The following is an 11946-nucleotide window of genomic DNA, read 5'->3' on the forward strand; positions in this document are numbered from 1 at the left end:
TGGTGCGGTGATGCGTGGCCTTATCGGTTGTGAGGTCTCGGGCATCGTACGGCGCGCCTTTCTGGATCGCGGGTACGAAGTCTATTCGTGCGACCTTAAGCCCGCCGAGGATCGCAGCAACCGGCACATCGTCTGCGACGTGCGCGATCTTCTGAAGGATGGATGGGACTTCCTTTTCATTGCCCATCCGCCCTGCACGCGGCTCTGCAACAGCGGTGTGCGCTGGCTGCATGTGCCGCCGCCGGGCAGAACGCTCGATGCCATGCACGCCGAGCTGCGCGAGGGCGCGTCGCTGTTCTCCGCATGCTGGAACGCCGACATCGCCTGCATCGGCATCGAGAATCCGGTGATGCATCGCCATGCCAAGGCGCTGATCCGCAACTTCGTGCCGCATACCCAGTCGGTCCAGCCGTGGCAGTTCGGCGATGCCGAGAGCAAGCGTACCTGCTTCTGGCTGAAAGGCCTGCCTGCGCTGGTGCCGACGCATCGCGAGAAGCCGGAGAACGTGGCCGCGCGGGTGTGGCGGATGCCGCCGGGTCCGGATCGCCAGGCCGAACGAAGCCGGTTCTTCCCGGGCATTGCGGCGGCGATGGCCGATCAGTGGGGGCCGGCGGCGATGGGGAGGGCGGCAGCGTGAGGGGGCTGTTATTTGCTCCGCTTTGTCGTGCTGGGAGGCTTCACCACATACGCGGTTATCGCCCTGTTCGTCGTGCTATCGACCAACAAGGCACCATCTTCGTAGGCGTCGCCTACAGCCATGAGAATCCTGCGACCGGCATCGTTCACAGGGATTGGACGGCGCAACGCCCCCCGCATGCGGTCGCCGATTGCGGCTGCAATATAGCTGGAGCGGGAGAGGCCCTCCCGTGCGGCAGCACGATCGGTGCTCTGGAGCAGCCCTTTGTCGATCGAAATGGATATCTTGACCGTCTCACTGGGGGCGACGATCGGCACAATGCCGCGAGCCACTTCGTTCTCGCCCTTCACGCTCGGGATCTCAGTCAGACCCCGGGCCGCGGGGAGCCAGCGGTTGGTGTCGCGGCCCTCCGCGATAAAGTCGCGCGCGGCGGCATTCCCGACCTCCGTTACGGCGGTCATTGCTTCGTTGACGGAGCGGCCGGAAGCGTGGACCCCAAACAGGTCCGGAAGGGTCGCGGTGTAGGCGTCAGGGCCGCTCTTTTTGACGATGGCCGTGTACCATTGTTCGCTCATAAGGGTTCCTCTGGTGTGGATTTTGTCCATACCGAGTGTGGAGGAATTCCATACCGCCGTAAAGCGTCTCCTTCGCGAAAGCGCCGCCGTCCCCGAAGGGACGGCGGCACCTCTCACGACATGGGCAGCCACAGCGTGAACGTCACGCTGAAGCGACCCATCCGTATCGTTACCGACACGGGAATGAGCATGTCCGCTCCTCCTCAGTCACAGCCGGCTGTGACTGCGCTAGAAGTTGACTGCTTCCGATCGCCCCCGTGCACGAAGGCGTCGCTACTCTCTGTTTTGCTCTGGGCTCTCAGGGTCCCCGGCCTCGGTATCGCTCGCCCGCGATCGATGGAGGGTTTCCGGCCTGAATGCCGAAATCTTGGCGAACAGGGTCGGATTGTCAAGGCGTGGTTCGGAGTCGCTCCATGACCGTCACCATCCTTCAGGGCGACGTGCGCCAGCAGTTGAAGACGCTGGCCGACGAGAGCGTGCAGTGCGTGGTGACGTCGCCTCCATACTTCGGGTTGCGCGACTATGGCGTCGAAGGCCAGATCGGGCTGGAGGCGACGCCGCAGTCCTTCGTCGATGTCATAGTTGAGGTGTTCCGCGAGGTGCGGCGGGTGCTCCGCGCCGACGGCACGCTCTGGATGAACCTGGGCGATAGCTATGCCGGTTCGTGGGGTGCGCAGTCTCGGGGCAGCTTCACCGAAGGCACGCTCGAAGGGGCAAGCGCCAAGGAGACGATGCTTTCCGCCCGTCAGATCAAGGCGCATCCCAAAGGCACACTGACGGGGAGTCTGAAGAACACGCCAGGTCTGAAGCCCAAGGACCTGATCGGCATCCCTTGGCGCGTCGCCTTCGCGCTGCAGGAAGATGGCTGGTACCTGCGGCAGGACATCATCTGGTCGAAGCCCAACCCGATGCCGGAGTCGGTGACAGATCGCTGCACCAAGGCGCACGAGTATCTCTTCCTGTTGAGCAAGAGCGGCCGGTATCACTTCGATGCCGATGCCATCGCCGAAGGTCTCGCGCCGTCGAGCATAGATCGGCTGTCGCAGTCGACGCTTGACCGGCAGGTCGGCAGCGATCGCGTGCCGGGCAAGACCAACGGCCGCATGAAGGCAGTGGGCAAGCTGGTCGGCGCCAATGGACCGGATCGACCCAGCAAGGGCGTGCCGAACGATGTCGCGCCGCGGGTAAGGGGCGTGCCGCCGCGTCATGCGGGTCTCGCCAGCAGCGACCAGTCCGGCCTCGATCAGGTGGAGAGGGGGGGCAAGCGCAACAAGCGCTCAGTGTGGACCGTGGCGACGCAGCCGTTCAAGGAAGCGCACTTCGCGACCTTTCCGCCGGCGCTGATCGAGCCGTGCATCCTGGCGGGCTGCCCGAAGGGCGGGCTCGTGCTCGACCCGTTCGGCGGCGCCGGCACGACCGGCCTGGTCGCCGACCGGCTGGGGCGTGACGCCGTGCTGATCGAGTTGAACCCGGAATATGCGGCGATCGCCGAGAAGCGCATCAAGGGCGACGCCCCGTTGTTCGCGACGGTGGCGGCATGAGCGTCGCGCCTCTACCGGCCGGTCCCTTCGGCGCCATCCTCGCGGATCCGCCTTGGGCGTTTCGGACCTTCTCGGGCGAAGCCTGCACGCCGCACCGATCGGCCGAGGATCACTACAAGACGATGTCGCGCGAGGAACTGCTGGCGCTGCCGGTGGCCGATGTTGCGGCAAAGCACTGCGCGCTGTTCATGTGGGTGGTCGACAGCCATATCGACGAGGGCATCGATCTCGGCCGTGCCTGGGGCTTCACGTTCAAGACGTTGAGCTTCATCTGGGACAAGGGCGATCGCATGGGTTTCGGCTACTGGTCGCGCAAGCAGGCCGAGGTCGTGCTGATGTTCACGCGCGGCAAGCCGCGGCGACAGTCGGCCGGCGTTCGCCAGATGATTCGCGCGCCGCGGCGCGAGCATAGCCGCAAGCCCGACGACATCTATTCGCGGGTCGAGCAACTGGTGGCCGGGCCTTACCTCGAGTTGTTCGCGCGGCAGCAATGGCCGGGCTGGTCGGCGTGGGGCAACCAGGTCGGGCGATTCGAAGCCGGCGTATCGGCGCCGCGTGCAACCGGAACCGCGCGGCCTCCCGCGCCTGAGAAGGCGCTGCCGGCCGCCTGCGCCGGTGACGGCGCATGACGCGCACCCTGCCGCCCGAAGCGCTGCAGGCCTCCGCCGTGCCGCAGGCCGAGGCGCTGCTCGCCCGCGCGACTGCCGACATCTTCAAGGGCGCGCCGTCCTGGCAGATGCACGTCGCGATGGCGGCGATCTACCGCTTCCGGCCGGATCTCGGCGTCGAGCCCGATGCCGAGCTGCACGCGCTGCACATGGTGATCTGGTCGCACGACGCGCACACCGATTACTTCCTGCGGCTCTGCCGGCTGATGAAGCTCTATCAAATCGGGGGCGGCGCGTGAGCAAGCGGTCCGGCAAGAACTTCAACGCCAACGTGAAGTGTCGCGACGCCCTGCTCGACATGAAGGGGTTGAGCCCGGATGCGGGCTTCGCCTACTTCAAGTTCTGGATGCACCACCATCTGCACGGCGTGCCGCTGCCGCCGCGCGAGGAGCAGGTCGACGACGTCGACGAGTATTTCCGCGACCTGCTGGACATGAAGAACGTGCGGACCTGGCGCAAGGCTCGCGACGAGCTGGTCGCCAAGGCGCGGCTGCGGGTGACCGAGGACGGGCGCTTCTACATGCGGCGCACCATGCGCGAGGTCGGGCGCGAGGACGGGCCGTGGGACATCGAGGACGATGACGACGCCGGCTCGGAGTCGGGCGGCGGGTCGCAGGGTGGTGGCCGGCAGAGCAGCCTGCCGCTGATGCGGGTTGTGGGCAAGTCTGTGGATCAACCTGTGGATGACGCGGGACAGGCGGCAACATCGGCCGATGTTTCGCCGAACATCGACGGAAGTTCGGACGATGTTTGCCCGAACATCGGGCGAAGTTCGGCCGATGTGGCGATCCAACCCCTTGATATCAAACGAAACAGGGGCCGTCCCTTCATAGTCTCTTCTCTTCCAAGTCCTTTCGATCATGAGGTGGTTGTAGCGGAGTCCCGGTTCTCCGCGCGCGCGAGGGGCGACCCGGTCGGGCCGTGGGCTTGAGGCTCGGCAGGGCGAGTGCGGGTGGCGGTGGCGTGCGCAGCGGGGAGAGGGCGATGGACGTGGATCGAAGCGAGCAGGACGTGGTGGTCGAACAGGGGCTGGACGCGAACATGACCCGCGCACGGGCGAGGTTCGTCGCGCGGAGGCCGAGACCCGAGCCGCCGAAGCCGCCCGAGCTCGGCGACCCGTGGTGCCCGCTGACGGTGCGGGCGCGGCTGCAGCGGATGGCCGAGGTGTTCCGGCGCATCCCGCACGATCCCGACACGCGGCCGGGCAAGGAGCGCTCGTGCATGCCGACGCCGGTCCGTGAGGTCTTCAAGGACCTGCCCGGCGAGCCGATGCGCGTGCCGGTGGCGCGGGTCGATTATGCGGCGGCCTGCCAGGTGCTCGACGACCTGGTGAAGCGCCAGTCGCGGCTGCAGCGCATCCTGGTGTGGGCGATCGCGGTGAAGCTGCCGCACCGGGAGATCGCCAAGCAGCTCTGCTGCTCGCACACCCATGCGGCCAAGCGCGTGCAGCAGATGCTGACGATCCTGGTGGCAGCGTGGAACGGGCAGGGCTGGCTTCCGGAAGCGGCCGACATCGAGCGGGCGAAGGAACTCATCCACAGGAATGTTCGGTAGAGCGGCGCAACCCGCTTCCACCGTTTCCAAAAACGGGTCATTAATCAGCTATCGTCGGCGCAAGCCACGCACCCCATCACAAACCGGTCAAGAATGCCTCGTCTCACGATGCTCCAGCCTCGTGTCGCGACGCTCGACACCTCGCTGGCCCCGCCGCCACCGAAGCAGACCGACTCCTACTACGGCACGCCCGAGCACAAGGCTTGGGCGCTTGCCGTCAAGGACAAGGCGGGCAGCCGCTGCCAAGACCCGGAGCACAAGGGTCCACGGCTCGTCTGCAAAGGTGTCGCCGACCACATCAAGGAACGGCGCGACCGCCCCGACCTGCAGTTGGACCCAGCCAATGGCATCTATCGCTGCTGGCCCTGCCACACCCTCAAGACCAACGCCGAACGCGCGCTCCGCCAGCGCGGTGAGAGTCGCTAGTCAGTCGCAGTCCTGAAGTGCCTTCTCGCGAGAGCGAGATGCATCTGGCCCACGTGCAACGGCACCGCACCATGCGACTGCGTCGCAAAGGGGAGGGGGTGCAAAAACTCTAGCGCCCCGGGGAGCGGCTACCGCGCGGGGTGGCATCCGGACCTTTTTTCTTGGGGCGATGAACGGGCGGCGGGGTGTCACGATCAATAGAGGTTATTGATGACTGACCGTGATGATGACGGTGTTTCTGCACAAGGAACGCCTTCCCGGTCGGGCGGGCGTCCTGAGTACAAACCTACCGACGATCAACGCGCGATCGTGCGCCGGTTGCGGGCTGCGGGCACGGCGATCGGCGATGTCGCCAAGGCGGTTGGGGTCTCGCGCAACACGCTTCGCAAGCACTTCGGCGCGGAGTTGGAGACGAAGCCGGCCCCGGTCGAGCAGCAGCTCGAGCTGGGCGGCGCGCATCATGCGACGGCGGTTGTCGTCGAGGTGCCAGGGGATCCTGGACGGCCTCCCTTCGAGCCGAACCAGCGGCAGCGCGACGACGTCAAGCTCTGGGCGTCGGACGACTGGACCGAGGACCGCATGGCCGCGCAGCTCGGCATTTCGCGCAACACCCTGCGGAAGCACTTCGCCGAGGAGATCCAATACGGCGCCGATAAAATCCGCACCATGGTGCTGCGGGACCTGCAGCGCAGCTCGGCCGCAGGTCGCACAGGCGCCTCGACCAAGCTGCTCGAGCTGACCGAGAAGGTGCGCCCGCCGAGTCCGCCGAAAGCCGACGCAGACGACGACGAACCGTCGCTCGGCAAGAAAGCCCAGGCCAAGGTCGACGCCGGCACTGCCGAGGTCGGCACGGGCTGGTCGCACCTGGTGAACTGATGCCACTCGACGCCGCTGGCTGGGACCTGTCGTGTCCCGACTGGGAACAGCGCCTGCGTGAGGGACGCTCACTCGTCCCGGACCTGCCGCTCAATGTGAAGCTGGCGGCACGCGCCGTCGGCATCTTCAACAAGCTGCGCCTCTACGACGTCATTAACACGCCGGCCATGGCCGACGTCGCGGGCGACTGGTGGCGGGACATCATGCGGGCCCTGTTCGGCTCGCTCGACACCGAGACCGGCATCCGGCTCGTGCGCGGCCTCTTCTGCCTGGTGCCGAAGAAGAACGCCAAGACGACGAACTGCGGCGGGCTGATGCTCACCGGCCTGATCATGAACGAGCGCCCGGCCGCCGAATTCCTGCTCACCGGGCCCAGCCAGGAGATATCGGACAAGGCCTTCAACACGGTCCGCGGCATGATCGCCAACGACCCGGAGAACTATCTCCAGAAGCGCTTCCACGTCGCCAATCACGTCAAGACCATCACCGATCGCACCAACGACGCGATGCTGAAGGTCAAGACCTTCGACGAGGACATTGTCACCGGCTCCGTCGTCGCCGGCGCGGGCATCGACGAGATCCACCTGCTCGGCCGCAAGCCGCGCGCCTCCTGGATCATCCAGCAGCTGCGCGGCGGCATGGTGACCGTGCCGGAAGCCTTCTTCGCGATGATCACGACCCAGTCGTTCGAGCCGCCGGCCGGCGTCTTCGCCGACGAACTCAAGATCGCCCGCGCCATCCGCGACGGCACGGTGAAGGGCGTCGACACGCTGCCCGTGCTCTACGAGTTCACCGAGGCGCAACAGAAGGACCGCACCTTCTGGGAGAACCCTGACAACTGGCCGCTGGTCACGCCGAACCTCAACCGCTCGATCCGCATCCCGCGCCTGGTGAAGGATTACGAGGAGGCCAAGCTCAAGGGCGAGAAGGACATCCGCGTCTGGGCCAGCCAGCATCTCAACATCGAGATCGGCCTGGCCCTGCACTCCGAGCGCTGGCGCGGGGCCGACCACTGGGAGGCTGCGACCTTCGAGCCCATCCGCGACCTGGCCGAGCTGCTGCGCCGCTCCGAGGTCGTCACCATGGGCGGCGACGGCGGCGGCCTCGACGATCTCCTGGGGCTCGGCGTGATGGGGCGGGAGCGGGAGACACGCCGGCGGCTCTTCTGGTCGCACGCATGGTGCCACCAATCGGTGCTGCAGCTTCGCCAGAGCGAGGCCGGCAAGTTCCTCGACTTCGAATCCGACGGCGACCTGACCATCATCGCGGAACTGGGCGACGACATGGAAGAGGTCACCGACATCGCCCGTCAGGTCGTGGCAAGCCGGTTGCTGCCGGAGAAGAACGCCGTCGGCGTCGATCCCGCGGGCCTCGGCGGCCTGGTGGAAGCGCTGGAGCAGGGCGGCATCACCCGCGAGCAGATCGCCGGCATCAGCCAGGGCTGGCGCCTGTCCGGCGCGATCATGACCGCCGAGCGCGCCCTGGCCGACGGCACGCTGGTCCATGGCGGCACGCGACTCATGGCCTACTGCGTCGGCAACGCCAAGATCGAGCCGCGCGGCAGCGCGAAGTTGATTACGAAGCAGGGCTCCGGCGTCGGCAAGATCGACCCGCTGATGGCGATGTTCGACGCGCTGTCGGTGATGGAACTCAACCCCGCGGCCAAGGGCAAGTCGTTCTGGGAAACCGCGGCTTAAGGAATCTCGAATGGGCCTGATGACCTGGCTGAAAGGCGCTCGGGCCCGGCAGGCCAAGAACGCGACGCTGGAACTGTGGCGCCAGCTCTACGGCTCTCGCGAGGTGAAGAGCGGCGCGACCGTGAACTTCAACACGGCGATGCAGGTCACCACCGTGCTGGCCTGCTCGCGCGTCATTGTCGACGCGATCGCGACCGTGCCGTTCAAGCTGTTCCAGAAGTCGGACGGCAAGCGCGTCGAGGTCTCGGATCATCCCGTCTCGCGGATGTTCTCCGGCCAGGTCAACGAGTGGCAAAACAGCATCGAATTCCGCGAGCAGATCGCGCTGCACCTGGCGCTGGTGCGCAACGCTTTCGTCTTCAAGGTGCCGGTAAGGGGCCAGATCGGCGAGCTGATCGCCTTCGAGCCCAACTGGGTGACGGTAGAGCGGGCGAGCGACTATTCGCTGAAGTACATCGTCCGCCCGCCGGGCGGCGAGGTGCAGACCTTCTCGCCGGCGCAGATCTGGCACCTGAAGGCCCATCCGAACTGGAACGGCTTCTTCGCCAGCGACGTCGTCAACCTGGCGCGCGAGGCGATCGGCCTGGCGATGGTGACCGAGGAGGCGCACGCCCGGCTGCACTCCAACGGCGCTATGGTCGGCGGCCTCTACTCGGTCGACGGCACGCTCGACGACGACCAGCACAAGCTGCTGACCAAGTGGCTGAAGGACACGATCAGCGGCATCGAGAAGTCGTCGCTGCCGCTGGTGCTCGATCGCGCCGCCAAGTACACGCCGACGGCGATGACGGGCGTCGACTCCCAGCACCTGGAGTCGCGGCGATTCCAGATCGAGGAGATCGCGCGCGCGATGGGCGTCCTGCCCATCATGATCGGCCACTACGACAAGAGCGCGACCTTCGCCAGCGCCGAGCAGATGTTCCTGGCGCACCAGGTGCACGGCTCGCGCCCCTGGCATCGCCGCATCGAGATGTCGGCCAACGGGGCTCTTCTCACCGAAGAGGAGAGGCGCACCGGCTACTACACCAAGTTCATCGACCTCGAGCTGCTGCGCGGCGCCGCCACCACCCGCGCCGATTACTACGGCAAGGGCATCAAGGACGGCTGGCTGACCCGCAACGAGGCCCGCGAGTTCGAGGAGATGGACCCGATCGACGGGCTCGGCACGCCGCTCGCGCCTCTAAACATGGCGGATGGCACCACGGCGCCGGTCGATCCGGACAAGACCGACCCGAACGATCCCGAGCCGAATCCGCCGACCGACGCCTGAGGAGGCGACCATGCAATTCAAGAACGCCGGTGGGCTCGGCCATGCCGAAAGCGCGCTGACAGAGATCAAGTTCGCCGGCGCCGAGTCGGAGCGCAGCTTCTCGGGCTACGGCGCCGTGTTCAACAACGTCGACTCCTACGGCGACACCATCGTGCCCGGAGCCTTCAGCGAGACGCTGTCGCGCGCCAAGTCGGGCGGCGAGTGGCCGGCGATGCTGCTGCAGCATGGCGGCGGCTTCCTGGGCGGTGCGGAGGATTCGACGCCGATTGGCGTGTGGACGGCGATGCGTGAGGATGACAAGGGCCTGTTCGTCGAGGGCAAGCTGGCCGATACGACGCGCGGCCGCGATATCTATGCTCTGCTGAAGATGACGCCGCGCCCCGCGATAACGGGGCTCAGCATCGGGTACATCGCCAAGGAATGGTCGGTGCGGACCCAACCGCACGAGCCCAAACGCTCCCTGAAGAAGGTCGAGCTGATCGAGGTCTCGCTGGTTACCAACCCGGCGAACCCGAAGGCGAGGATCTCCGGCGTCAAGACCGATGCCGAGGAAATCCGAGAGTTCGAGCGGCTGATCATGCGTGGCGCTGGTCTGTCCCGCTCCGAGGCCCGGCTGGTCATCCAGTCGGGATTCAAGTCGTACCTGGCCAAGCGCGACGCTGGCGACGGTGCGGATCCCGAGATGCTCGCCGGCCTCGAGGGCCTGAGCGAGCGAATCCGTAGTCTCAGCAACTGAAGAGGGCAAAATGCACACGCACCCCATCGGCCATATGGAATACAAGGACGCTCCGCCGGCGCCGTCGGCCGAGGAGTTCAAGAAGATCACCGACGGCCTGCAGAAGGCCTTCGCCGACTTCAAGTCGGCGATGGAGGAGAAGGGGTCGAGGACCGACGCCGTGTTCAAGGACCGGCTCGACAAGATCGAGGGCTCCATCACCTCCTTCTCCGAGCAGAAGGACAAGTGGAACGCCGACTTCAAGTCCTACGTCGAGCGCATGGACGCGTTCGAGAAGAAGATGAACCGTCCCGGTGGCCCGGGCGAGAAGAAGGCCGCCGATCTCGAGATCGAGCTCAAGGGCTTCAACGACCACCGCGCGTCGGTTGCGGCCGCGCACGGACGCACGCTGACGCCCGTCAACCTCGAAGCCATGATGGGCTACAAGTCGGCCTATGCGCGCTCGCTGACGGCCGACCCGCGCGCGCTCACCGCCGAAGAGGTCAAGGCCCTGCAGGTCGGCGTCCAGCCGGACGGCGGATACCTCGTGCCGGCCGACACGTCGGGCCGCATCGTCACCCGGGTGTTCGAGACCTCGCCGATCCGCCAGATCGCCAACGTCCAGGGCATCAGCGGCACCGAGCTGAAGGGTATCGTCGACCGCGACCAGGCCGGCGCCATCCAGTGGGGCAGCGAGACCACGGCGCCGACCGAGTCGGGCACGCCTCAGATCGGGGAATGGCTGATCCCGGTCCATGAAGGCCGCGTGATGCCCAAGGCGTCGCAGCAGATCCTCGAGGATGCGGCGATCGACATCGAGGCCTGGCTGGCCCGCAAGGTCGCCGACCGCATTGCCCGCGGCGAGAACGACTCCTTCGTGAACGGCACCGGCATGGGCCGCCCTCGCGGTTTCGCCACCTACACGACGGCGGCCACGGCCGACTCCTCGCGCACCTGGGGGCAGCTCGAGCATGTCCCCACGGCCAACAACGGCGACTTCCCGTCGTCCAACCCGGCCGACGTGCTGTTCGACCTGATCGGCGCCTTCAACCCGCGCTACCTCACGGGCGCCCGCTTCGTGACCCGCCGCGAGGTCGTCACCAAGATCCGCAAGTTCAAGGGCGGCACCGGCGACTATCTCTGGCAGCCGGGACTGCAGGCCGGCGCGCCCGACCGCATCCTGGGCTATCCGATCACCATCGCCATGGACATGCCGTCGCTGACGACCGGCTCGCTGTCGCTGGCCTTCGGCGACTTCATGGAAGGCTACCAGATCGTCGACCGCCTCGGCCTGACGACCCTGCGCGATCCCTTCACCGCCAAGCCCTACGTGCTGTTCTACACGCGCGTGCGGCTGGGCGGCGCGGTCGTCGATTTCGACGCCATCAAGTTCCTGAAGTTCGGCAGCTAGCCGAGGCGGAACGAACCGCAGAGCCCGTCGCGGCGGCCGGGCCACGATAGCCGCCGCACTCTCCCTTCCGCTTCTCTTCCAAGGAGGTCGCCCCATGCGCGACATGATGAACCAGCTGCATCCGGTGGTGCTCTTCGCGCCGATCGCGGCCCAGACCAACAGCAACACCGCCCGGGCGTCGGAGATCATCGACCTGCGCGGATACGATGGCTGCACGCTCATCCTCATCAACGGCACCAACACCGACCCGGACGCGACCTTCGCCGTCGAGGTCACCGAGAGCGACGATCCCGGCATGTCCGGCGCGACGGCGGTGGGCGACGGCGACCTGATCGGCACCGAGGCGCTGGCCGGTTTCAACTTCGGCGACGACAAGGAAACCCGTAAAATCGGCTACAAGGGCACGAAACGCTATATTCAGGTGACCGTCACGCCGACCGGCAACAACGCCGGCGACTGGTTCATGGCCGGCGTCGCCATTTTGGGACGGGCAGCGCAGGCACCGGCCCCGAACCCGCCGCAGTAAGCGACCTGATCCGATGCCCGGCGGGGGGGGGGGGGGGGGGGGGGGGGGGG

Annotated in this window: 14 protein-coding genes; 13 read left to right on the plus strand and 1 reads right to left on the minus strand. The window is 66.6% G+C overall.

Going from position 1 to position 11946, the window contains the following annotated elements; genetic code table 11:
• Window positions 1–10 precede the first annotated feature (10 nt).
• Window positions 11–637 (plus strand): hypothetical protein, encoded by a 627-nt coding sequence (locus AC1ROX_RS29220; RefSeq protein WP_493132003.1) that lies wholly within the window; start codon window positions 11–13, stop codon window positions 635–637.
• 8 nt (window positions 638–645) lie between these two features.
• Here the strand turns inward: AC1ROX_RS29220 and AC1ROX_RS29225 are convergent, their stop codons facing one another.
• Window positions 646–1212, minus strand: coding sequence for a type II toxin-antitoxin system HicB family antitoxin (locus AC1ROX_RS29225; protein WP_493132005.1), 567 nt, complete (start codon window positions 1210–1212; stop codon window positions 646–648).
• Between the two features lie 413 nt (window positions 1213–1625).
• Here AC1ROX_RS29225 and AC1ROX_RS29230 point away from each other — a divergent pair, with 413 nt between their 5' ends.
• The 12 genes from AC1ROX_RS29230 (at window position 1626) to AC1ROX_RS29285 (ending at window position 11896) form a co-directional block, all read left to right on the plus strand.
• Complete coding sequence (locus tag AC1ROX_RS29230) at window positions 1626–2753, plus strand: DNA-methyltransferase (RefSeq protein WP_493132007.1); 1128 nt, start codon at window positions 1626–1628, stop codon at window positions 2751–2753.
• The gene (locus AC1ROX_RS29235; protein WP_493132009.1) at window positions 2750–3382 is read left to right on the plus strand and encodes an MT-A70 family methyltransferase; all 633 of its coding nucleotides are present in this window, start codon (window positions 2750–2752) and stop codon (window positions 3380–3382) included. The genes AC1ROX_RS29230 and AC1ROX_RS29235 overlap by 4 nt, the downstream gene beginning before the upstream one ends.
• Entirely contained in the window at window positions 3379–3660 is a 282-nt protein-coding gene (locus tag AC1ROX_RS29240; RefSeq protein ID WP_493132011.1) for a hypothetical protein, read from the plus strand. Before AC1ROX_RS29235 ends, AC1ROX_RS29240 begins: the two co-directional genes overlap by 4 nt.
• On the plus strand, window positions 3657–4352 hold the full coding sequence (locus AC1ROX_RS29245; RefSeq protein WP_493132013.1) for a hypothetical protein: 696 nt from the start codon (window positions 3657–3659) through the stop codon (window positions 4350–4352). Before AC1ROX_RS29240 ends, AC1ROX_RS29245 begins: the two co-directional genes overlap by 4 nt.
• Before the next feature lie 53 nt (window positions 4353–4405).
• Window positions 4406–4975 (plus strand): hypothetical protein, encoded by a 570-nt coding sequence (locus tag AC1ROX_RS29250; protein ID WP_493132015.1) that lies wholly within the window; start codon window positions 4406–4408, stop codon window positions 4973–4975.
• 108 nt (window positions 4976–5083) lie between these two features.
• Window positions 5084–5401 (plus strand): HNH endonuclease, encoded by a 318-nt coding sequence (locus AC1ROX_RS29255; protein WP_493132017.1) that lies wholly within the window; start codon window positions 5084–5086, stop codon window positions 5399–5401.
• Between the two features lie 210 nt (window positions 5402–5611).
• Window positions 5612–6277, plus strand: a complete 666-nt coding sequence (locus AC1ROX_RS29260; RefSeq protein ID WP_493132019.1) for a helix-turn-helix domain-containing protein — start codon at window positions 5612–5614, stop codon at window positions 6275–6277.
• Window positions 6277–7974: a terminase large subunit domain-containing protein gene (locus tag AC1ROX_RS29265; protein ID WP_493132021.1), complete on the plus strand. Its 1698-nt coding sequence runs from the start codon at window positions 6277–6279 to the stop codon at window positions 7972–7974. Before AC1ROX_RS29260 ends, AC1ROX_RS29265 begins: the two co-directional genes overlap by 1 nt.
• Window positions 7975–7984: 10 nt before the next feature.
• Window positions 7985–9244 (plus strand): phage portal protein, encoded by a 1260-nt coding sequence (locus tag AC1ROX_RS29270; protein ID WP_493132023.1) that lies wholly within the window; start codon window positions 7985–7987, stop codon window positions 9242–9244.
• Between the two features lie 10 nt (window positions 9245–9254).
• Window positions 9255–9980, plus strand: coding sequence for an HK97 family phage prohead protease (locus AC1ROX_RS29275; RefSeq protein WP_493132025.1), 726 nt, complete (start codon window positions 9255–9257; stop codon window positions 9978–9980).
• 10 nt (window positions 9981–9990) lie between these two features.
• Window positions 9991–11370, plus strand: a complete 1380-nt coding sequence (locus AC1ROX_RS29280) for a phage major capsid protein (RefSeq protein WP_493132027.1) — start codon at window positions 9991–9993, stop codon at window positions 11368–11370.
• Between the two features lie 94 nt (window positions 11371–11464).
• Entirely contained in the window at window positions 11465–11896 is a 432-nt protein-coding gene (locus tag AC1ROX_RS29285) for a hypothetical protein (protein ID WP_493132029.1), read from the plus strand.
• Window positions 11897–11946: the final 50 nt, after the last annotated feature.

The organism is Reyranella sp. GW821-FHT14A01, assembly GCF_058803965.1.

Bases quoted from the DNA above. Each gene is read 5' to 3' on its own strand.
- AC1ROX_RS29220 (WP_493132003.1), top strand. From the start codon at position 11: ATGCGTGGCCTTATCGGTTGTGAGGTCTCGGGCATCGTACGGCGCGCC.
- AC1ROX_RS29225 (WP_493132005.1), bottom strand. From the start codon at position 1,212: ATGAGCGAACAATGGTACACGGCCATCGTCAAAAAGAGCGGCCCTGAC.
- AC1ROX_RS29230 (WP_493132007.1), top strand. From the start codon at position 1,626: ATGACCGTCACCATCCTTCAGGGCGACGTGCGCCAGCAGTTGAAGACG.
- AC1ROX_RS29235 (WP_493132009.1), top strand. From the start codon at position 2,750: ATGAGCGTCGCGCCTCTACCGGCCGGTCCCTTCGGCGCCATCCTCGCG.
- AC1ROX_RS29240 (WP_493132011.1), top strand. From the start codon at position 3,379: ATGACGCGCACCCTGCCGCCCGAAGCGCTGCAGGCCTCCGCCGTGCCG.
- AC1ROX_RS29250 (WP_493132015.1), top strand. From the start codon at position 4,406: ATGGACGTGGATCGAAGCGAGCAGGACGTGGTGGTCGAACAGGGGCTG.
- AC1ROX_RS29255 (WP_493132017.1), top strand. From the start codon at position 5,084: ATGCTCCAGCCTCGTGTCGCGACGCTCGACACCTCGCTGGCCCCGCCG.
- AC1ROX_RS29260 (WP_493132019.1), top strand. From the start codon at position 5,612: ATGACTGACCGTGATGATGACGGTGTTTCTGCACAAGGAACGCCTTCC.
- AC1ROX_RS29265 (WP_493132021.1), top strand. From the start codon at position 6,277: ATGCCACTCGACGCCGCTGGCTGGGACCTGTCGTGTCCCGACTGGGAA.
- AC1ROX_RS29270 (WP_493132023.1), top strand. From the start codon at position 7,985: ATGGGCCTGATGACCTGGCTGAAAGGCGCTCGGGCCCGGCAGGCCAAG.
- AC1ROX_RS29275 (WP_493132025.1), top strand. From the start codon at position 9,255: ATGCAATTCAAGAACGCCGGTGGGCTCGGCCATGCCGAAAGCGCGCTG.
- AC1ROX_RS29280 (WP_493132027.1), top strand. From the start codon at position 9,991: ATGCACACGCACCCCATCGGCCATATGGAATACAAGGACGCTCCGCCG.
- AC1ROX_RS29285 (WP_493132029.1), top strand. From the start codon at position 11,465: ATGCGCGACATGATGAACCAGCTGCATCCGGTGGTGCTCTTCGCGCCG.